17 protein-coding genes are annotated in these 21,441 nt (G+C 68.0%); 5 read left to right on the plus strand and 12 right to left on the minus strand.

The genetic code is table 11. The features are described 5' to 3' along the window. Window positions 1-17 precede the first annotated feature (17 nt). Window positions 18-806 carry an SDR family oxidoreductase gene (locus P3L18_RS08910; RefSeq protein ID WP_276113897.1) on the minus strand — a complete coding sequence of 263 codons (789 nt, stop codon included), beginning with the start codon at window positions 804-806 and terminating at the stop codon, window positions 18-20. Window positions 807-924: 118 nt separating this feature from the next. Between P3L18_RS08910 and P3L18_RS08915 the strand changes: the two genes are divergently transcribed. Together P3L18_RS08915 and P3L18_RS08920 are read left to right on the plus strand one after the other, a co-directional pair. Further along, complete coding sequence (locus P3L18_RS08915; RefSeq protein ID WP_276113898.1) at window positions 925-1,911, plus strand: glycosyltransferase family 2 protein; 987 nt, start codon at window positions 925-927, stop codon at window positions 1,909-1,911. After that, window positions 1,902-2,795, plus strand: coding sequence for a glycosyltransferase family A protein (locus P3L18_RS08920; RefSeq protein WP_276113899.1), 894 nt, complete (start codon window positions 1,902-1,904; stop codon window positions 2,793-2,795). The genes P3L18_RS08915 and P3L18_RS08920 overlap by 10 nt, the downstream gene beginning before the upstream one ends. Here P3L18_RS08920 and P3L18_RS08925 read toward each other — a convergent pair. From P3L18_RS08925 to P3L18_RS08945, 5 genes are all read right to left on the minus strand, one after another. Then, window positions 2,761-4,110 carry a polysaccharide biosynthesis protein gene (locus P3L18_RS08925; RefSeq protein WP_276113900.1) on the minus strand — a complete coding sequence of 450 codons (1,350 nt, stop codon included), beginning with the start codon at window positions 4,108-4,110 and terminating at the stop codon, window positions 2,761-2,763. The genes P3L18_RS08920 and P3L18_RS08925 overlap by 35 nt on opposite strands. Continuing rightward, the gene (locus P3L18_RS08930; RefSeq protein ID WP_276113901.1) at window positions 4,107-5,060 is read right to left on the minus strand and encodes a beta-1,6-N-acetylglucosaminyltransferase; all 954 of its coding nucleotides are present in this window, start codon (window positions 5,058-5,060) and stop codon (window positions 4,107-4,109) included. The genes P3L18_RS08925 and P3L18_RS08930 overlap by 4 nt, the downstream gene beginning before the upstream one ends. Next, window positions 5,057-7,645 (minus strand): AMP-binding protein, encoded by a 2,589-nt coding sequence (locus tag P3L18_RS08935; RefSeq protein ID WP_276113902.1) that lies wholly within the window; start codon window positions 7,643-7,645, stop codon window positions 5,057-5,059. Before P3L18_RS08935 ends, P3L18_RS08930 begins: the two co-directional genes overlap by 4 nt. After that, window positions 7,632-8,792, minus strand: coding sequence for a 3-dehydroquinate synthase II family protein (locus P3L18_RS08940; RefSeq protein ID WP_276113967.1), 1,161 nt, complete (start codon window positions 8,790-8,792; stop codon window positions 7,632-7,634). Before P3L18_RS08940 ends, P3L18_RS08935 begins: the two co-directional genes overlap by 14 nt. A gap of 141 nt (window positions 8,793-8,933) precedes the next feature. Beyond that, on the minus strand, window positions 8,934-9,791 hold the full coding sequence (locus P3L18_RS08945) for a 2-amino-3,7-dideoxy-D-threo-hept-6-ulosonate synthase (protein WP_276113903.1): 858 nt from the start codon (window positions 9,789-9,791) through the stop codon (window positions 8,934-8,936). Between the two features lie 182 nt (window positions 9,792-9,973). On the opposite strand from P3L18_RS08945, the gene P3L18_RS08950 reads away from it, so the two are divergent. Together P3L18_RS08950 and P3L18_RS08955 are read left to right on the plus strand one after the other, a co-directional pair. Continuing rightward, window positions 9,974-10,846 carry a glycosyltransferase family 2 protein gene (locus tag P3L18_RS08950; protein ID WP_276113904.1) on the plus strand — a complete coding sequence of 291 codons (873 nt, stop codon included), beginning with the start codon at window positions 9,974-9,976 and terminating at the stop codon, window positions 10,844-10,846. Continuing rightward, window positions 10,843-12,168 (plus strand): oligosaccharide flippase family protein, encoded by a 1,326-nt coding sequence (locus P3L18_RS08955; RefSeq protein WP_276113905.1) that lies wholly within the window; start codon window positions 10,843-10,845, stop codon window positions 12,166-12,168. Before P3L18_RS08950 ends, P3L18_RS08955 begins: the two co-directional genes overlap by 4 nt. On the opposite strand, the gene P3L18_RS08960 is transcribed toward P3L18_RS08955, so the two are convergent. The 4 genes from P3L18_RS08960 to P3L18_RS08975 are packed head-to-tail and all read right to left on the minus strand — an operon-like array spanning window position 12,150 to window position 17,579. Further along, window positions 12,150-13,043: a glycoside hydrolase family 16 protein gene (locus P3L18_RS08960; RefSeq protein WP_014359971.1), complete on the minus strand. Its 894-nt coding sequence runs from the start codon at window positions 13,041-13,043 to the stop codon at window positions 12,150-12,152. The genes P3L18_RS08955 and P3L18_RS08960 overlap by 19 nt on opposite strands. Window positions 13,044-13,099: 56 nt before the next feature. Then, window positions 13,100-13,297, minus strand: coding sequence for a hypothetical protein (locus P3L18_RS08965; RefSeq protein ID WP_079929657.1), 198 nt, complete (start codon window positions 13,295-13,297; stop codon window positions 13,100-13,102). Continuing rightward, the gene (locus tag P3L18_RS08970; RefSeq protein WP_276113906.1) at window positions 13,294-15,522 is read right to left on the minus strand and encodes a hypothetical protein; all 2,229 of its coding nucleotides are present in this window, start codon (window positions 15,520-15,522) and stop codon (window positions 13,294-13,296) included. Before P3L18_RS08970 ends, P3L18_RS08965 begins: the two co-directional genes overlap by 4 nt. Then, window positions 15,519-17,579 (minus strand): glycosyltransferase family 2 protein, encoded by a 2,061-nt coding sequence (locus tag P3L18_RS08975; RefSeq protein WP_276113907.1) that lies wholly within the window; start codon window positions 17,577-17,579, stop codon window positions 15,519-15,521. Before P3L18_RS08975 ends, P3L18_RS08970 begins: the two co-directional genes overlap by 4 nt. Window positions 17,580-17,799: 220 nt before the next feature. On the opposite strand from P3L18_RS08975, the gene P3L18_RS08980 reads away from it, so the two are divergent. Further along, complete coding sequence (locus P3L18_RS08980; RefSeq protein WP_276113908.1) at window positions 17,800-19,428, plus strand: ABC-F family ATP-binding cassette domain-containing protein; 1,629 nt, start codon at window positions 17,800-17,802, stop codon at window positions 19,426-19,428. Between the two features lie 248 nt (window positions 19,429-19,676). Here the strand turns inward: P3L18_RS08980 and P3L18_RS08985 are convergent, their stop codons facing one another. Both P3L18_RS08985 and P3L18_RS08990 read right to left on the minus strand, forming a co-directional pair. Next, window positions 19,677-20,309, minus strand: coding sequence for a class F sortase (locus P3L18_RS08985; protein ID WP_346348425.1), 633 nt, complete (start codon window positions 20,307-20,309; stop codon window positions 19,677-19,679). After that, entirely contained in the window at window positions 20,306-21,193 is an 888-nt protein-coding gene (locus P3L18_RS08990) for a prealbumin-like fold domain-containing protein (RefSeq protein ID WP_276113909.1), read from the minus strand. Before P3L18_RS08990 ends, P3L18_RS08985 begins: the two co-directional genes overlap by 4 nt. Between the last annotated feature and the right edge of the window lie 248 nt (window positions 21,194-21,441).

The raw sequence follows: 21,441 nt of genomic DNA on the forward strand, positions 1-21,441 counted from the left end.
GGCCCGCGCGACGTCACTCACACGGTGCCGGTGGCCATGAGGCCTCCGTCGATCCGCAGTGTCTCGCCGGTGATCCACGACGAGCCGTCGCCGGCCAGGAATGCTGCCGCGGCGGCGATGTCCTCGGTTTCGCCGAGACGTCCGAGTGGGTACCGCGCGACCGCCTTGGCCTCGTTGTCGCCGCTGATGAGCACGTCGGCGAACTTGGTCCGGACGATGGCGGGTGCGATGGCGTTGACCCGGATGCCCGCGGGTCCGAGTTCCCAGGCGAGTTCTTCGGTCAGCCTGATCAGCGCTGCCTTGGACGCGCCGTAGGCGGCGATCACGCCGGTCGACCGCAGCCCGGCCACCGACGCCACGTTGATCACCGCGCCTCCGTGCTCGGCCATACCCGCTCGGTATGCCTCCTGGACGAAGCCCAGCGCCGCAACCACGTTGGTGTCGAACGTCTTTCGGACAGCGTCGAGATCGGCGTCCATCAGGGGTCCCGCGGTCGGCGCGATGCCGGTGTTGTTGACCAGGATGTGGATCCCGCCGTTCGACACCGCCGCGGCCACGGCCTCCGCCCGGTGTGCGGCGTCCCCGGTGTTGCCGGGCGCCGCGGTGACCCGCGCGTCGGGGACCACGGTGCGAATCTGCGCTGCGGCGGCCTCGAGGGCATCGGGCTTGCGGCCGGTGATGACGACGGCGGCTCCGCGACGGGCGAGTTCGGTGGCGATGCCCAATCCGATACCCCGGCTGGAGCCGGTGACGAGAGCGGAACGACCGGTGAGGTCGGGTACGGGAAATGTAGTGGTGTCGGTCACAGGTGTCACCTTATCGACTTCTCGTCCGTCGCCCGTGCGGCACCGTCGACACCTGCGAATTTGCTTAGGCTATCCTCATCACGAAGGGTATGGAACCGGGAAGCGAGGTGCGGTGAGGGTGAGGCCGACCGTCGGCGTCGTGATCCCCGTGTACCGGTGCGCGCCCTATGTTCGTGGCTGCCTCGAATCGGTTCTGGCGCAGACCTTCCCCGTTGACGAGATCGTGCTCGTCGATGACCGTGGGGGCGACGATTCGGTTCCGCTGGCCCAGCGGGTGCTGGCCGAGCACGGGCGCGCGCATACGCTCATCCGCCAACCCTGCAACGGTGGTCTGGGACGGGCCCGCAACACCGGGCTGGCGCAATTGGCGACCGATCTGGTCTGGTTCCTCGACAGCGACGATCAGGCCGACCCCGACTTCGTGGAGCGCCTCGTCGACGCGATCGTGCGGCACGACGCGGCATTCGCCGTCACCCGGACGCGGCGCGTCGACGTCGACGGCAACATCCTGCAGATCGACGAGGCGCCGCCACCGGGCGAGGTGCTCACCGGGGAGCGCTATGCCCGCGAGATCCTCTGCGGCCGCGCGAAGGCGTATGCCTGTACCAAGATCTTTCGCCGCGAGATCCTCGGAACCCGCCCGTGGGCACAGGATCAGGCCTACGAAGATGTCGCGACCAGTGTGCGGCTGGCATTGTCGGTGGATCGGGTGGCCACCGTGGCCGAGCCGCTGTATCGCTATCTGTATCGGGAGGGCTCGTTGTCGACGGCCCTGAGTCCCTCGACGCTCGACCTCTTCCGCGTCGAAGCCGATGTGCGAGAACTGATCTGCGGCGCCGACCGCGGGGTGGACTGGTCCCGCGACTTCGTGGGCTTCCGTTACCGCGAGGTGCTGACGTCGGTGGCCCACGTCGCGATGCGGTCGGCGCATCACGGCCGGGCCGAATTGCCGTTGTATCGCACGGCGATCCGTCGGGTCCGCGCCGACATCACCCTGCACGATCTCCCGGCCCTGTGGGCCGGACGCCATCTGCGGGAGGCGAGATTCGCGGTGCTGATGAAGTTCGCACCGGGCCTCTACTCTGCGGTGTTGCGATGGCGCTGACCGGGCGGTCGGACCCACCGCTGGTGACGGTCCTGATGCCGGCGTACAACGCCGCCGACCACATCGAGGCGGCCGCGCGGTCGATTCTCGAGCAGGGCGTCGACGATCTGGAGCTCCTGGTGATCGACGACGGCTCCACCGACGGCGGTGCCGAGGTGCTGCACACTCTCGACGAACCGCGCATACGTGTGGTGAGACAACCGAATTCGGGACTCGTGGCCGCCTTGAACCGTGGCCTCGACGAGGCCCGCGGGAGGTATCTGGCGCGCATGGACGCCGACGACATCTCGACCCCCGGCCGGTTGCAGTCGCAACTACGGTGGTTTCACCGGCATCCCGACGGGATCGCCTGCGGCACCGACTATGAATTGTTCGGATCGATGACCGGGCGCGTGCGGATGCCGCGTTCGGACAGGGCGTGCCGTCAGCGGCTGCTGCTGGCCGGAAGTCTGTGTGGCGCTTCGGTGATGATGCGCCGCGACGTCGTGACGGAGGCCGCGCTGCGATTCGATCCGCAGTTCGCCCACGCCGAGGATTACGAGTTCTACGCGCGACTCTCGGCGTTCGGACGGATCGGCAACGTCGCGTCGGTGGGTTATCGGTACCGCATTCATCCGTCGCAGGTGAGCAACCGGCACAGTGCCGAGCAACGGGAGGCGCATCTGGCGATTGCGGCCGCGCATGCGAACCGCACCGGTGTGCGAGCCCTGCCGGATCATGTCGTCCGCGACCTGCTGTGGCCCGAGGAGGCCGGGGTGATGCGGACCGCGGTGATCACCTCGGCGGCCGCGGCGCGGGCATTCCGGCGGAAGCCGGGCGTCCAGACCGCCCGGTTCTGTTCGCGTCGCGTCATCGAGGCGACGTTGGCTGCCCGACGTCGGTGACACCGGCGCCCGACCCGCCGGGTGCCACGACCGGAGGGCTGTCGGTGCGTTCGGTACGAGGAGTGTTCGCCGGCGTGTCGTGCAGCATCGCGCGCACCCCGAGGATCAGCGGTCGGGCGACCACCGCGAGGGTGATCACCACCGCGATCAGTGAGGCCACCGCGACGCCGAGCAGCCCGAGCGGATCGAGCAACACCCACGCTCCACCGACGGTGGTGATCACCATGATCACCTGGGCGGCGACCATCAACCGCATCCGTCGTTGCAGCTGGGCGATCAAGAAGTAGGTCACCACAACGGTTTCCACGATCGATTCGACGGCCATGACGACCATCAGCGGCCCCGCCGCGTGGAAGTAGTCGCGGCCGGCGAGCAGCAGCACGACCGGCCCCCCGATCGCCAATCCCGCCGCGACGACCCCGGTGACCAGTCCCAGCATGGTGCCCAGACGTCGGAGCAGTGCCGGGCGGTCGGCGTCGGGCGCGGAGGCCTCGACGATGAATGCCGAACCGATCGACGCGCGCAGCATCCCGGCGGCCGAACACATCGTCCACGCCAGATTGAAGTAGGCGTTCTGGGTGGTGTCGGTCTTGGCGACGACGACCAGCGGCAACGCCAGCGGGGTCACCGACGACACCAGCATCAGGAAGAAGAAGGCTCCCTGGAACGACAACAGCTCGCGCCCTGCGGGTAGGTCGCGACGTTGGCCGCGACGAGCGATCGCGGTGCGGCAGACACCGAACACGAAGACGGCGGTGACCACGGCCGCCAACAACGCCCAGGAACCGGAGATGGCCAGTGCCGAGGGCACACCGGCCAGGAGGACGATGGGAACGATCTTGATCGCCGAGAGCGTGATGTTCTTGACCGCGACGGCCGGAGCGCGCCGCAAGCCGGTGAGGATGGGGTCGGTGAGCGCGTAGAGCGCGAACACCGCGACCATGGCGACGAAGGCGATTCGTTCACCGGCGCTGTGCAGGATTCGGTCTCCGAGTCCGACGACCACGAATCCGGTGGCGAGGACGACGCCGGTGGCCGCGGTCAGGAGATACCCGCCGACGATGTAGCGCAGGGCGGCGCCGCCCGCGACCGGCAGGAACCGCTGGAACGCACCACCGAGGGACAGACAGGCCAGAGAGGACAGCACGGTCGCCGAGCTGATCACCGCCGAGGCTCGGCCGACCTCGGCGGTGGGGAAGTGGTGCTCGGCGACGATCCAGTACACCAGTCCCAGCAACCCGGTACCCACCGAGCTGGCCATCAGGGCAGAAGCGTTGATCGTCAACCGATCCCGGGTGGCGAGCCGGCCGATCACGCGCGCACCCGAGCGGGCCGGGCGGTGTCTGTCGGGTCGCTGTCTGACGGGCCGGGCAGGGGCCCGGTACGCCACGTCCAGCCCGAGGGCACCTTGCGGGCGAACAGGGCCGGGCTGTCGAGTGCGCGTCGCAGTGCCTCGACATCGAGATCCGGTGGTGAGACGCCGTCGGGGTCGGTCCAGTCGATGTAGTGCTGCCCGTGGATCGTCACGTCGCTGTGTACGCAGTCGGACTCGGGATGCCGATAGTTGTCGTGGACACACTCGGCGTAGTTCTGCCCGATGGCCGGCGCCCGAGCCGATCCCATGAGGATCGAGTGGAACACGATCTCGTCGGGGCACGAGGCGAACCGCAGATCCCGCAACCACCCCGGGTCGTCGGCAAGGGTGCGGGCGATGATCCCGATCGCCGCGTCGGTGAGCGACCACCAGTTGGACCCGCGGTAGAGGCGCCGTTCGATCGGCGGGCGCGGAATGCGACCGGACAATCGGCGCAGGCTCGGATGGTCGGGAAAGTGATACCGGTCGACGGTCGCGCGGTGCGGCCCGGAATCCAGTGCGCAATCGACGCGCAGGAACTCGACGTCGCCGGACCACGCGTCGATCAGCTGGGGCAGCGGCCGAAGCAGCAGATCGGTCCCCGACAACAACGAATGACGATGGTAGACACGGCCGGAGCCCGTGGAGAGGGCAAGTAGCCGCAGGCTGGCCGACACCAGGCTGATGCCACCCCAGTTCACCCGAATGCGGTCACGCTCGGCGACGAACCGCACCGGATGCGCCGCCTCGGGCAGTACGGCACGTACCGCCTCGTGAAACGGACGACTGTCGACGGCGCGATCGACGTGGGCATAGACATCGATCTGCGGATGATGTAGCGAGGCAACCAGATCGGCGAACAATGCGGGCTTGTCGTGCGCGGCGATGTACACCGCGAACCGGGGTGTCATACGTTCGCCCCGGTAAGGGCGTCGGTGACGATCTCCGCCGTCGCATCGACGTGCGGTGCGCGCAGGATCCCGTTGTGGTCGCCGCTGATGCGGTGCACGCCTTGGTGATCGGGCGCGATCACATCCCACCATTCGCCGGGATCGGGGTTGTCCTCGGCGAGAACGACGGTGACCGGGCCCGGCCAGGGGTGCAATCGATGCAGTAACGCCGAGCGTCGCCCGAGTTCGTGGAAGAGCGACCACTGGGCATCGGCCGGCCGTGGCCACCATCCGGCGGTGAGCAATGCCACCCGGGTACGCCACAGCTCCCACGTCGAACAGTGTTCTGCAGCAGCCTGTTCGGGATCGACGACATCGGATCCGGTTGCGGTGTCGGCGGTGTCTGCGGTGTCGTCGGTGGATGCGGGCAGGTGGACCGGCAGACGACGCTGCAGCGGCCCGATGAGTACGGTGTCGAGACACACGATGTGCTCGATCACCTCGCCGTCGTCGATGAGGATGCGCGCGACCTCCATGGCGATCACGCCACCGAGTGAGTGGCCGACGAATCGATAGGGGCCGTGGGGGCAGAACCGGCGCACGTGACCGGCGAAACGTCGGGCGGCCCGCCGGATCGTCGGATCGGGGATGCCACGGTTCTCCAGACCATGGGCGTGGAGGCCGATGACGCGATACCCGGATAGGCGCCGCGCCAGGGGAGCGAAGGCCAGTGCCGACTCGCCGGCGCCGGCGAAGGCGAACACGATCGGGGTGTGAGCGGGGGAGCCGCCGGGATCGTTGCTTGCGGCGACATCGTCTGTTCCACGCAGATGGACCACGACGCCGTCGGCGCTCATGGGTGCGCCTGCGTCGATGCGCGCGGCGAGGTCTCGCACCGTCGGGTCGGTGATCGGTGCGGACGGGGGCAGGCTCACCCCGAAGGTTTCCTCGACGCGTCGCAGGAGGGTCACCGCGGTGAGTGAATCGCCACCGAGCGCGACGAAGTCGTCGTCCGCCCCGATCCCGCCCGCCCCGATCCCGCCCGCCCCGATCCCGTCTGTCCCGATCCCGAGGAGGTCGGCATAGATCGGTGCCAGCAGCTTTTCGGTACCGGTGGCCGGTGGCATGTACGCGGGGCGCCGTCGGGGTGCGGGCAGTGCGCTGCGATCGACCTTGCCGCGCTCGGTGCGGGGGAGTTCGGGCAGCAGGACGATGTGGGTGGGGACCATCCAGGACGGCACAGCCCGGCCGATGGCGGTGCGCACCGTCGCGATCGCCGGGGCGCGGGCGGTCCGTGGGGGTGCGACGTATGCGACGAGTTCGGTGCGGCCCGTGGACTCTCGGGCGATGACCACGGCATCGCCCACGCCGTCGGCGGCGCGGGCCGCGGCGGTCACCTCGCCGATGTCGACGCGGTAGCCACGGATCTTCACCGTGTCGTCACTGCGACCGAGCAGCGTGAGCCGGTCACCGTCGACCCGCCCCATGTCGCCGGTACGGTGACTGCGTATCGGCGGTGCGGTGGGCCCCTCTTTGTCACCGGTGTCGTGCGTCGCGAAGTCGACGAGCTCACCGTCGCAGAGATATCCGCGTGCGAGATGGGGCGAGCGCACCTCGATCGCGCCGACCGCGCCGTCCGGGAGTGGTGTGCCGTGCTCGTCGAGCACGCGTATGTGTTTGCCCGCCGCGATGCGTCCGGCGGGCAGCGTGCCGGTCGGCAGCTCCCGGTCGGGTGTGAACGAGTTGAAGGCGAGGTTTCCGGTCTCCGACGAGCCGGACCGGTTCACGAAGGTGACCTCGGGCGTCAGTGCGCGCAGTCGGTCGACCTCGACCGCATCGAGCGCTTCACCACAGGTGGCCACCAGGTCGATGCCGCTCAATGCCTCGCCGGCGCCGGCGGTGTCGAGGACCGCCCGCAGCAACGCGGGCGACAGGTGTAGCGACTGTGGGCGGCGACCTCGAAGTTCGGCGACCAGATCCCCCACGCCGTCGATTCGCGGATCGAGTGTCCACAGCAACGCCCCGGCGAGCAGCGCGGTGACGGTGACGTCGAGCCCACCACCGAAGGTGGCTGGAAGTGCTTGTGCGACGACCGATCCCGGAACGATGCCCAGTTCGTGGGCGAGTTCGGTCGCCTGATGCAGCCACAGCTCGTCTCCCTGCCGGACGGCCTTGGGGGTGCCGGTGGAACCAGAGGTGTAGGCGAGCACCGCGCAGTCCACCCGGGGGTAACCCGGCGCGGATTCGGCTCCGGGCGCGGTGTCTGCGCCGGTCCCGGGGGCGGTGCGCCAGAGCAGTGCTCCGGTGTCGGTGAGGATGGTCGACACCCGCGACTGCGGCGAGGCGGCATCGAGGGGGATCAACGGATGCGGGGAGAAGAGTACGGCCAGCATGGGCAGGAACGTCGCCGCCGTACCATCGACGACGACCGCGACCGGCCGGTCGGGATCGGCGCAGATCTCGTCGAGAGTTGCTCGGTGGCCGCTCAGCTCGTCGTCGAGTTCCCGATAGCCCCAGCACCGGTCGCCGATGCGCAGCGCGGATCGGTCGGCGTGGGCGGCGACAGTCGCGGCGAACCGATCGCCAAGGCGCTCAGCGTTCTTCACAGAACTCGGTGATGGGCAGCCCGACGTGGCGTGCCTCGGTGGGGACGTAGCCGAGCAGCACGTCGCCGGGGGTGAGTTCGGTGACGTTGTTGACGCTGCCGCCGGGGCCGAGCAGGCGAACATGCCAATCGTCCTGCGCGATGACATTGATCGTCTTGCCGTCCGGACTCGTCGCCGTGATCGAGATCAGTGGGCGGCGTTCGATCTTCACCCGTCCGATCCGTACCTCGCGGGCCGAACCGTCCGAACGGACCGCGAGGATCGGCTGACCTGCGCGCAGTTCGCTGACGTAGCGGGTCCGGTTGTCGGGGGTGAGGACATAGGAGTGCACGGCACCGGCATTCCATCGGAACGGACGCGTCGGCATGTAGGGGAGTGGATGGGTCTCGCTGCAGGACAGGAACATTCCGCTCGCGAACGAACCGATGAGGCAACCCTCGTCCAACTCGAGCAGGGAGCACGTATCGATGCAGGCCCGTTCGCCCATACCGATGTGCTCGACGCCGGTGATCGTCAGGTGGGACAGCTCGACCCGGTCGGCGGTCGGGGACAGGATCGTCGCGAGCGCGAGGACGTCGTCGGCGTGCCGGGGTGCGAGGACCAGCCCGTCGGAGCCGTGTTCGAGAACGAGTTTCACGATCTCGGCGTCGGTGATGTCATTGACCACGGTCACCGTCTTGCCGCCGGAGTTCTCGGCGGCGGCGATCACGATCTCGAGTGGGATCTTGGTGGGATCGGTGAAGGTCAGAACGGTCCACGGGGTGACGCGCACCGCGTCACACGCCTGTGCCAGGGTGGGCGCATCGGAGACGGTGATGTGCAGGCCGGTCAGGGCGTCGGTGGCGGTGGTGGGATCGACCGCGTCGGCGTCGATGAGGACGAGGTCGGCCTCCGAGGCGGATACGCCATTGGCGGCGAACAGGATTCGACGCACGGTCGGTGGCAGATCGCTCAGCACCTGCGGGTCGTCGGCGACGATTCCGTCCAGACCCTGGTTGAGCGCGGCGGCGATGACCGCGTCGCGCACCGGTGAGTTCAGGCCCCGCACGTCGATCCATCCGAAATGCGTGGTGGCACGCGCAGCGCCGGTGGCGGCGGTGGGCACGATCTGGTCGGTGACGATGAGCTCGCCGGTGGCGGTGGACATGTCGGTGGTGGACACGGATGGATTCCTGTTCTGCTGACGGTGGTGACGCGCGACCGGAGGGCATCGGCGCGGTGAAGTGGGTGGAAGTGTCGGACCGGGCCTGACCCGAACCAGGCCGGACTCGAACCCGAGCGATTCGGCTCAGGCCGATTCGAGCGCGGCGACGTCGGCGGGCGCTCCGGCGCGGGCCATCGCGGTGGTGCCCACGCGCCGGTGCACCAGATCGGCCAGGCTGCTGGCCACCCGGAACGGGTCGGCGGCGTCGAAGATGTTGCGGCCGAAGCTCAACCCGGCGACTCCGCTGGTGAGCACCTCGGCGCCGAATTCGATGGCCTCGTCGTCGGTGCGACCCGGGCCGCCGGCGACGTAGATCGGTGCGGGGGTGGAGTCGACGACGGCCCGCATGACCTCTGCGGAGCCGGCGTAGTCGAGTTTGACCATGTCGGCGCCGAGATCGGTGGCGATGGCCGCGAGATGGGCCAGCGTCGTTCCCGCCGGCTGGGCGGGGAGGGCCGGACCGCGCGCGTACATCATGGCCAGCAGTGGGACCCCGAGCGCGTCGCATTCCCGGGAGACGGCGGCGAAGTCCTGCAGTTGTCGTGTCTCGGTCGCGGAGCCGACGTTGACGTGCACACTCACCGCATCCGCGCCGATCCGCAGGGCGGCGTCGACACCCCCGACGAGTACCTTCGCGTCCTGGTCGGGACCGAGGGAAGTACTCGCCGACAGGTGCACGATCAACCCCATGGTGGCGAATGCCGTCGAGGAGACCTGCTGTGCGCGACCACGGTGGAGCACCACGGCGTCACAGCCGGAATCGGCCAGCAACCGGACCATGCGTTCGGTGTGGTGCGTGGGGCCCAGCGGACCGACGGTGACCGAATGGTCCATCGGCACGATCTGGGCTCGCATGGTCACCGGATCGGCGATGCGGGAGAGCCGAATAGCCTTGCCGCCCGTGGGATGTGGACGGCGATATCCATCCGGAAAGGTGTTCATCGGGTCTCCTGGCAGGCCTGGGTGGAACAACTACTTAGGCTAGGCTAGCCTGTGCGGTGATCGCAATTCGCCGCAGAAGGTGTGAAGTGCGGCACTCCGGCGAACCGGGCTTTGGTTAGGCTAACCTTTAGTCTACGCTAAGCCTAACTTCAGGTAGTTCGAACCGCAACGAGTGGGGACCCATGCAGGACAGCGCACGACCGGAAATCCTTGGGCACGGTGACGTTTCGCCCATCGGGCATGGTGACGTTTCGCCCATCTCCGACGCGGCGGGCTCTCGTCCGAGCGTCTCGGTGATCATCCCGGCGATGAACGAGGCCAAGAATTTGCCCTATGTGGCCTTCCGGATGCCCGAGGGCATCGATCAGATCGTCTTCGTCGACGGCAACTCGGCCGACGACACCGTCGCGGTGGCCCGAAAGCTGTGGCCCGAGGCCACTTTCGTGACCCAGACCCGCTCGGGCAAGGGCAATGCACTCGCGTGCGGGATCGAGGCCTGCACAGGCGACATCATCGTGACGATCGATGCCGACGGCTCCACCGATCCGGCGGAGATCCCGCTGTTCGTGCAGGCGCTGGTCGAGGGCGCCGACCTGGCCAAGGGCAGTCGGTTCGTCGGCGCCGGCGGCAGCACCGACATCACCGCATTGCGACGGATCGGCAACAAAGCCCTCAACACCATCGTCAACGTCTACTTCCACACGAAGTTCACCGATCTCTGCTACGGCTACAACGCCTTCTGGGCGCGTCACGCCGAGCAGATCGAGTTGCCGCCCACCGGATATCGACGGGCGCAATGGGGGGACGGGTTCGAGATCGAGACCGTCATCAACGTTCGGTTGGCCACCGCCGGTCTGCGGATCACCGAGGTCGGCAGCTTCGAGGGGCCACGACTGCACGGGCGCAGCAACCTCAATGCCTACAGCGATGGCATGCGCGTGTTGCGCACCATCAACCAGGAGTTCAAGCACTGGCGTTCGCACCGGTCGGCGACGCGTCACGGAGTGCGCGCGGGTGCCGCGATCGAACTCGCATCCGACGAACTCGCGGGGTGATCGCCGCTCGCGCCGATCTGTCCGACGGGCCTGCACCGACCGGTCAGACGATCGCGAGAAGCTCCGCGGCACTGGTGGTCTCGGGTCTGGGAACCGCGGTTCTCGGGTTGGTCTACTGGGTCCTGGCCGGGCGCATGTACCCGGCGTCGGAGGTCGGAGCCGCTGCCGCGGTGATCACCACCGCCACCATGCTCTCGGCGTTCGGCAACCTGGGAATCGGCGCTTATCTCGAACGGTTTCTCCCGATTGCCGGGGAACGCAGCCTGACACTTCCGAGCCGAGGACTGCTGATCGGAGCGAGCTGCGGCGCGCTGCTCGGCTGCGGGTTCCTGATCGTCGGCCCGACGTCGGAGATGTTCGACGGCGCCGTGCAGATGTGGATGTTCCCGATCGTGGTGGTGGTCCTGTCGTCGTTCGCGATGCTCGACCACGTGAGCATCGCGATGGGACGCGCCGACTGGTCGGCCCAGAAGAACATCGTGCACGCGGTCGCCAAACTCGCCGCTGCGGCCGCGCTCGCACTGTCGGCCGACCGGCTCGGTCTCATCGGCAGCTGGGTGGTGACGGCGGCGATCGCGGCTGCTCTGCTGTGGTGGTTCGCTCGCCGTGAACTCCGGCTGCGTGCCGCCGATCTCGTGTCGACATCGATGGCGCTGCCCGCGTGGCGGACCCAACGCCGTTTTCTCGCAGGCAATTACGGCGTCTATGTGGCCGGCGCGATCACGCCGCTGATCCTGCCGCCGGTGGTGATCGCGCGGGTCGGGGCCGATCAGAATGCGTACTTCTCGATCGTCTGGTCTCTGGTGAGCGCGGTGCTGGTGCTGTTGACCATGCTGCTGGGCCCGTATGTGGCGGCGATGAGTGCCGACGATGCCGCACGGCCCGCGAATTCCCCGGTGTCGCCGAATGTCCAAGTGGCCCTGCGTCGTACGCGGCAGTTCGTGGCCATTCTCGTCGGCGGGGCGATGGTGGCGGCGCTGGTCCTGATCGTGATCGGCCCGATGTTCCTGCGGCTGGCCGGAGCGGACTACGCCGCACACGGGACCGTCCTGCTCCGGCTCGGTGCCACCGCACTGCCGCTCGCGGCGGTGGGGCTGGCGTTCGTCGGGATCTGCCGTGTGCGGTGCCGGCTCGGTCCGGCGTTGGCGGTTCAGGTGATCAGTGCCGTGACGATGCTGTCGTTGACCGCCGCGTGGATCGGCGATCACGGGCTGATCGCCGCCGGGTGGGCGATGGTCATCGCCGAGGGTACGGCGGCCACACTGGTGGCGGTCCCACTGGCCCGTGCTCTGGGCGGGCGCGCTCAGCTCGGTCCGAGCTGAGCGGCGCCAGGTGTCGGCGTGAGATATCCGGCACGGGTGAACGCCGCGACATCATCGATGGGCGAATACACTGCCACCCAGTCGATCTCGACCTGACCACGCGTCGGACGTGGTTCGTCGGGTGAGCATGTCGCCATACCCCAGTCGGCTCGACGTTCACACGCTCCGGCCTCGACCTGCATGCCGAGCCACATCGGCACCGACGGCACCATCACCGGATCACGGACCTCCGCCCACACCCGGCCATCGAGCAGGTACCGGATCAGCCCGGGCAGCCACTCGACGCCGACGGTGTGCCAGTCGCCGAAGTCGCCGCTCACCTCGGCGTGGGCTTTCTTGTTGTCCCCGTCCCGGTTTCGGGCGTCGACCCAGTGCACGAACGCCGACATCTGATCGCGCCGGGAGGCGATGGATTCGGCGAAGTCGATCTCGGGCGGCCATTGTTCGTCCTTGGGCCACAACAGCATGTGATAGGAGAGATCGGCGCTGTCGGTGGCCCGCATCCGCACCTCCCACCGCCCGTAGGTCTGGGTGACCGGATAGTTGGAGACGCCACCGGTCACCCAACCCGACGTGGTCTTCTCGCCCAGGAGTCGCAGCACTCCGTCGTGCACGCGCACCATCGACGCATCCCACCGGCCGACGGGATTGCCGCCCGGCGACCCGGAATAGGTACTCCAGCGATCGCCGAGGTCACATCGATCGAAGGTGTCGACGAACTCGCGCTTCCACAATCGTCGGTCTTGGGCGGTGGGCGTGGTGCCCGCGCCGTCGACCCCTGAGCCGACGCAGTTGGTCGTCTGCGCGGCGTTGTGCATCGGGTCGCCCGACGCCGGTGCGCATGCGGCGACGCCGGCGATCAGCGTGGCGCCCAACGCAATCGGCAGCAGCCGCGGGCGTGGTGATCCTGGTCGTTTCCGCCGGGGCCGTCTCACAGCGCCATCACCGCGAGGCGCTGCACGGTCAGGCAGGCGGCGACCACGGTGCACGCGGCCACCAGGATGGTCACCCGATGTGCCAGGCGACCCCGGCCCGTCGTACCCGATGCGGGGACCTGGAATTCGCGAAGTGCCGCGCCCACCACGAGCAGCACGGCGCCGGCGACGAACGCGGCGATGGTGAGATTCATGATGTCGGTCCGTTCTTCACGTTGCGGAGGATCTGCACGCTCGGGGTGTTGACCGTGACCCGGAAGCGTCCGGTATCGACGACCTCGTCGATCTGTTGACGTAACCACGACGGGTCCTGGCCGTACTGGAGTACGAGCATCTGGATCCCCTGATTGGTGATGTAGACGAAGTCGGGATCGCGCTGCTCGGTGCACAGTGCGATGTTGTTCAAACACGGATAGGAATCGATGAACGCGAACTTCGGGCCGTGCGGGTCCAGCGTCCGACGAATGCCGACCGAGTGTGGCGCGTGGCTGAAACTCATCACCAGTGAATCCGGGGGAATCGTCGCCATGAACTCGTCGGTGAGCACTACCTCATCGCGGGTGGATGCCTCGAATGCGGTGTTCAATCCGCGGTTGGTGGTTTCGAGGACACCGACGGCGAACACCGCGACGCACAACACCATCGACGTCAGCACGGTCAGACGTGACGAGCCCGGTCGTCGACGACGGGCCATGTCGATCCGGTGGCCGACCCAGGCCAGGGTCAGGGCGACGAACGGCGCGAGCACGGGTGAGGCGAGCAGGAAGCAGCGGATGATCATCTCACCGCCGTAACTCTGCAGTGCCACCAGCAGAAACGGTGCGGCACAGAGGAGTCCGGCGATCAGCCGCGTTCGCTTGGTCCGCCAGACGAACCAGCCGATGAGGCCGACGAGGGCGAATCCACCGGAGGCCATCATGCGCAGATACTGCATTCGGGTGTAGGTGGGATCGCCGCTGAGTCGATCACCGACGCCGGCCTCCACCGACTGGCCGACCTTGCCGACCTCCTCGACGAGGGACTGCAGGTGACCAAGCCAGAAGTCGGTGGCGCCGTAAGAGAACCACGCGGCGAAGATCAGGCCGGCCGCCAGCCACAGCGTGCGGTAGCGGGTGGTTCCGGTCGCCGCGAACGCCGCCAACGCCACGATCGTGAGGATCGGGGTCATCTGATGGGAGACGGTGCCCGCTGCCACGATGACGACGAGGATCGCCTCGAGAGCCAGGGTGCGTCCCGCGCCGATGCCGGGTACGCGACCCGGGGTGCGTCGAAACGCGGTGAGCACACGCTGAATTCGCCCCTGTCCCAAGTCGGGGAGCGGTGCCCGACGCAACTGCCACAGCAGGGTCGCGAGGATGGCGGTGTAACCGATCAGGGCCATGGCCTGCGGTGCGAAGTAGTCCTGCTGATACCAGTTGAAACCGTGGTAGAGCAGCACCGACATCCACGCCAGGCGGGCGCGGCCGGTCACCGCGATCGCGATGGCGTAGACGCCGAAGGACATCACCACACCCGACACCAGTGGTGCCCACACCAGAACGCCGGTGACGTCCGGTAATCCGGCCGCGGTCTGGACGTGGGCGGCCATGCTGAAGAATCCGGCCCAGCTGAAGCGCGCGTCGATCTGATCGGGGAGCGCGTGACCCTGGGCGAGGATGCTGATGAAACCGCGGTGGACGAAGGACGTCGGGATCGATGTCTCGCCGGTGGCAGCACCGACGAGCATTCCGTTGTAGACGACGGCGAGCACCGTCGAGACCGACAGCACCAGCGGGTCGAGGCGTCGGGCGCCCAACGCGGCGACGATCACCACCGCGAGCAGCGCGAGCCCGACGAAGAAGTAGGCGTCCACACCTGCGATGACGCCGAATCGACCGACCCGCAGCACATCCAGTGACTCGGCGGACACGACGAACAGCGCCAGTGCCACCGCCAGTGCCACGAGGCTCCGCGCCCGGCTGCGGGTCCACGTTCGACGACCGAGCCGCCAGGTTCCCGACCTGGTCGCCGCGGGCAGGGTGCGCCAGGTCCAGAGACACACCGCAAGTGTGGCAACCATCAGAATCGCTTGCGTGCGTAGCGGACTCCACCATTCCGCGATCATCGTGGTCTGCGCCGCCAGTACGGTGACCGACAAGGAGATCGCCGCAGCGAGAATCGCCGACAACGCGCGGCCGGGGATGCGCAGTGCGATGACCAGTGGCAGGCCGGGCAGGGTGAGGACGCCGGCGAAGACGAGTACCGCGCGCACCCCGGCGCCGGCGACGTCGAGGTCGACCGCGGCGGCGATGTCGAGGAGGAGCAGCACCACCGCGAGGACCGCAGCCACCGACAGCGCTGCCCGCGGTGGGAAGCCGTACCCGACCGAGTGGCGATCGGTTCCGGTCCCGGCCTCGGATCGGTCAGAGGTCAGCGTCATGCGGTCGATCCCGTCGGATGTTCACCGGCGTGGCCGGTACCGGTGCCGGGCATCGCCCGGCCGCGGCAACGGCGATGGCCGCGCAAGAACAGTGCAGGTCCGGCGAAATAGCCGCGCCGTTCGAGTGTGCGCAGTTCGTCGGGCCATTGTTCCCGGGCGAACGCCGAGACATTCTCCGACCCGGGCACCAACAGCGCGCGCAGACCCGCGGGAATACGCCAGGCCAGGGCCAGACCGTGCCGGGACAACGCCAGCTTGGTCAGCGACGCCGACATCCCGGTGCCGTATCCGTAACTCTGCGTGCGCAACTCGGCCATGTTGTCGCGGTGGTAGTGCGTCACCACGGCGTCCGGGCGGTACGCGATCGCCCATCCGGAAAGGATGACCGAACGCATCAGGTCGAGGTCCTCACCGCCGCGCGACGGGGTTCCCGTTCCGAGGCGTTCGTCGAACACCCCGGTGTGCGGCAGGATCTCGGCTGCGAGCGCCAGATTGTTCCCGCTGCCCAGCTGGCCCGCGGTGTAGGGAAAGAAGAAGTTGTGCTCGCCGGCAACGCCCGCCGCGACGTGTGTCGGATGCGGGCGCAGCGCCCACACCGTGAGATCCTCGCCCTTGTCGAAGACCCGGGCGTCCTCGAACATCTGCTGCAGCTCGGTGAGGGACTCCACGCCCACAACGCGGCCGGTCACGGCGCCGATGGTGCCGGTGGAATCGCGCACGAAGGTCTCCACGATCGTCGAGACCCAGTCCGGACGTGGTTGGGCGTCGTCGTCGGTGAACGCGATGATTCGTCCCGTCGCCGCGGCGATACCGGCGTTGCGGGCCGCGGAGATGCCCGGAAACGGTTCGTCGACCACCCGCAGCCGCGGGTCGTCGAAGTCGTCGAGGATCTGCCGGGTCCGCCCGGACGCCGGACGGTTGTCCACGACGATGACCTCGATTGGTGAATGATTCTGGGCGAGAACGGATCTCACCGTGTCGGTGAGGAGGTCGCGACCGATCGTCGGGATGACCACCGACACCGTGTCGGTGCCGGTGTACGGAGCCCGCGTGGCCGTGACCGGGCCACCACCACGCCGGGCCGTGACCGGGCCACCGCCACGCCGGGCCGACACCGTCCCCGCGGCGGTCACCGCCACGCCGAGAACCATGACGAGAAGCCGCGCGAGCGCCCCGAGGTCTCCGCGGAGCACCTGGCCGAGATACCGCAGGATCCCGGTGGGAATGGTCCGCAGGACGTAGGAGGTCTCCGCGGAGAACGCATCGTTCGTGCCGGCCATCCGGCGCAGCACGGCCTTCGACCGGCCCTCGTGCAGGCAGCGTCGGAAGAAATACCGCAGTGTCGCGCGGGACTCGGTGACCGAGTGGTCGACCGCGAATCCGGCCCTCCGCACGATCCGACCGTCGGTGAACCGGCGGTGCAACTCGATGCCCATCAGCGTCTCCTCGCAACCGACCGGCAGATCCCCGACGCGCCCGAGTTCGCCGGCGAAGCCGCCGATCTCGACCAGTGCGGTACGCCGGACGGCCATCGCGGCGCCGATCGGATTGCGGATGTCAGCACCGTCGGGGGCGATACCCCGATAGTCGCAGCCGACCACCCAGCCGAACTCGTCGGGAAACCAGCCGGGAGCGCCGATGCCCGACCAGGCGGCCTCGACGCGCCCGCCGATGGCGAGGAGCGACGGGTCGCGGAAGGCTCGACGCACATCGGCGAGCCCGCCCGGCCGCAGCACCGCGTCGTCGTCGAGGAAAACCACGAGATCTTCTGTCGCGCACCGCAGGCCGGTGTTGCGGGCACCGGACAACCCACGGGTCTGTCCGTTGGGCACGACATCGATGCGTGCCGGGCGGTCGTGGACCAGGGTTTTCACCCGGTCCCCGAGCGCGTCGTTGTGGTCGGTGACCACCACGAGACGATCGGCGGGATGCAGTTGTGCGGTGACCGCATCGATCGCGCGTGTCAGCAGCGTCATGCGGTCGTCGGTGTAGCAGCAGATGACGACGCAGATGCCGTCGTCGTGCGGATGGGGATCATGCGGATGGGGTGCGGTCACCGGGTGTACTCCCTCGAATCCGGTCGGGTCGGGCTCGCGGATTCCGTGCCGCAGAGGGATTCGGTGCCGCTAAGGTGAGCCTAAGCTAGTGTAGTAGACCCTAACCCGGCGTCCCAATCGGCCGTCCGATGTTGGCACCGCGTGCCCGCATCGTGTCGCTGACGTGGGCGGATGCGCGCGATGCGGTCTTGATGTCGCTCGGCGATTAGACTGGACCGTCGTGATCACCGCGACCGACCTCGAAGTCCGAGCGGGCGCCCGGACCCTGCTGTCGGCGCCCGGCTCGGCGCTGCGCATCCAACCCGGCGACCGCATCGGGCTGGTCGGACGCAACGGCGCAGGCAAGACGACGACTCTGCGCATCCTGGCCGGGGAGACCGAGCCCTATGCCGGAACCGTCGTGCGCAGCGGCGAGATCGGGTACCTGCCGCAGGACCCCAAGGAGGGTGACCTCGAGGTGCTGGCCCGCGATCGGGTGCTCTCGGCGCGTGGGCTCGACTCGATCATGCGTCAGATGGAAAAGCAGCAAGCGCTGATGGCCGAGGCGGCAGACGACAAGGTGCGCGACAAGGCGGTCGCGAAGTACGGGCAGCTCGAGGAGCGATTCTCCGCACTCGGCGGTTACGTCGCCGAGTCCGAGGCGGCGCGGATCTGCCATTCACTCGGCCTGCCCGACCGTGTGCTCGGTCAGCCGTTGCGCACCCTGTCCGGTGGCCAGCGACGACGAATCGAGCTGGCGCGCATCCTGTTCGCCGCTTCCGACGGTGCCGGGAAGTCGGACACGACGCTGCTGCTCGACGAGCCGACCAACCACCTCGACGCCGACTCGATCACCTGGTTGCGGGGATTCCTGCAGAACCACGAGGGTGGACTCGTCGTCATCAGCCACGACGTCGAGTTGCTCGCCGACGTGGTGAACCGGGTGTGGTTCCTCGACGCGGTGCGTGGTGAGGCCGACGTCTACAACATGGAGTGGAAGCGCTACCTCGACGCGCGTGCCACCGACGAGCAGCGGCGCAAACGCGAACGCGCCAACGCCGAGAAGAAGGCATCGGCGCTGCGCACACAGGCCGCCAAACTCGGCGCGAAGGCGACCAAGGCCACCGCGGCGCAGAACATGCTCAAACGCGCCGACCGCATGCTCGACTCCCTCGAGGAGGAGCGGGTGGCCGACCGAACCGCGAAGATCCGCTTCCCGGATCCCGCCACCTGTGGCAAGACGCCGTTGATGGCGTCGGGGTTGACCAAGAACTACGGCTCCCTGGAGATCTTCACCGGGGTGGATCTCGCGATCGACAAGGGCAGCCGCGTGGTCATTCTCGGTCTCAACGGTGCCGGTAAGACCACGTTGCTCAAACTGCTCGCCGGGGTCGAGACACCCGATCGGGGTTCCCTGGAACCCGGATACGGGCTCAAGATCGGCTATTTCGCGCAGGAACACGACACCCTCGACGACGGGGCGTCGGTGTGGGAGAACATCCGGCACGCCGCCCCCGATGCCGGTGAACAGGACCTGCGCGGCCTGCTCGGTGCGTTCATGTTCTCCGGTGCGCAGCTCGACCAGCCCGCGGGCACCCTGTCCGGTGGTGAGAAGACGCGCCTGACACTGGCCGGATTGGTGTCCTCGGCGGCCAACGTGTTGCTCCTCGACGAGCCCACCAACAACCTCGACCCGATCTCGCGGGAACAGGTCCTCGACGCCCTGCGCAGCTATACCGGGGCCGTGGTCCTGGTGACCCACGACCCCGGTGCCGCCGCCGCGCTCGATCCGCAGCGCGTGATCCTGCTGCCCGACGGCACCGAGGACCACTGGTCCGAGGAATATCAGGAACTCATCGAACTCGCCTGAGGACGAACACCAACACCGTCACCACAACACGGCGAGTAAGAAGTCTCAAAGGACGAGGGGCGGACCAAGGTTCACAGAAGTCGCGAAGCGCTCCATACCAACGATCCGTCCACCTGTTCCCAACCGCTTGACATCCGTTACGACCCGCCTTCTCGGCCGGCGCCCCGTCGGGCTCGACCAGCGGGTGGGCGTGCGCCGTCAGCGGGATTGCGTGTGCTGTCAAGGGGATTGCGCATACGGTCTGCGTTCTAGGAGCGGACCGCCCAGGCGATGATGTTGTCACGATACCCGAGGGGTGGACCGACGAACGGTCCACCGCATGTCACCAGGGCCAGGGTCTCCGGCCCGTCGAGGCGGTTGAGTTGTGCTGCGGGGAAAGCGTTTTCCTTATCCGCGGTCTGGACATCGCGGACCCGATACCGGACCTTCTCACCGCCGGCGGTCTGCACGGTGACCTCGGATCCCGGCATCAGCGAGCCGAACCGCGCGGCGAACCCTCGTCCCTGATCGACGTCGTCGATGTGCCCGGTGATCACCACCGTGCCCATTCCCGAGCCGGGTAACGCTGAGTCCACCCACCACCCGAGGTGGCCGACATCCTGGGGCGGCAGCAATGCGCCGGACGCATCGGTGGCCACCGATTCGGTGGGGGCGGTCTGACCGTCCGCGGTCACCGAGGTCGGGGCGGCCGGATCACCTGTTCGGGCACTGACCGGTGGACGCAGGTCAGACTGTGCCACTGTCGAACTGCCGGGTTCGGATGACGGCGTGGCGCTCGTCGCGCAACCGGTCAGGACCACTGCGGCGAGGCCGACCAGTAGAAGAGCCACCCGACGCAGCAGGCGTCGCGTCGGGTGGCCCGTTGTCACGATGGTCTTCACGGTCGATTCACCGGACCCGATGGGATCGATGAGAGCGGCACTCGGCCTGCCGGATTGCGAGAGCTGACATGACCGGCGCGGGTGTTGTAGACCGACTGGTCGGCTGTCTGGCCGCCGACCACATCGAAGGTGTATGTCAATCCGTCGTTGAGATAACCTGCGGGAGCTGCGATCTCGCGTGCGGTGTAGCACCCGCCACGTACCCGCTTCGACGCGATGCCCTCGTCGTCGGTGGTGATCACACCGAGTCCCTGTCCGTCGCACGTCGCGACGGCGAACTGGGCTCCGGGCAAGGTGTGGCCGTCGACCCGATCGCGCTTGGTGACCTGGAGCCAACCGAAGTTGTGTCCTCCGTCGGTGCGGGTGAAGGTGAACTGGTGGCTCACCGTCTGCCCGGCGACGATATTGACGGCGAACCCGCCGGAACCGAGGAGCCGATAGCCGGCCGGTACGTCGGTGACGGTGATGCCGTACGACCCCGGGTAATTGTTGATCGACGCCGGAAGCGGAATCGGTTGGCTGCCTGCCGGTCCGGCGAATTCGATCACCACTCCGGGGACCGGGTTGCCGGCGGTGTCTTTGGTGGTGAGGTTCAGCGTTCCCTGGCCGGCCGGCGGCGTCGGGGCGGGACTGCTGCTCGACGGCGCCGACGGCGGGACAGAAACGCTGGTCGACGCTGGTGTCGACGGTGGCGCGGGATCGCTTCCGGTGGTCGGTGGCGTTGTGGTTGCCGGTGCTGTGGTCTGTGTGGTGGATGTGATGAGCGGTGGGATGGTGGTTGTGGTGTCGTCTGCCGCGGCGATGCCCGCGGTCATGGTGGCTACGACGAGCGCCACCGACGGGAGTACAGCGGTTCCGATGACGCGGAAGTGCTTTTGGCTCATGATGTTTTCCGAGGTCTCCCCGACCCTGGTTGATGTGCGTGGTGCCGGCGCCGGCATGGGGTGTGTCGCGCGACCCGGTCCGGTCGTTAGCCGTGCACAGCGAATGGGCGGTCGATGTCATTCACGCGGCAGACGTCACGACCGTGCGGTCGGACCCGACGGTATGGATGTCAGCGGGTCGTCCGGACATCGATGAGATGCACCGTAGATGTGACGGTTTCACCGGGGCTGAGGCCGAAGATGAAGAC

The organism is Gordonia sp. N1V (genome assembly GCF_029269935.1).
GTDB classification, from domain to species: Bacteria; Actinomycetota; Actinomycetes; order Mycobacteriales; family Mycobacteriaceae; genus Gordonia; species Gordonia polyisoprenivorans.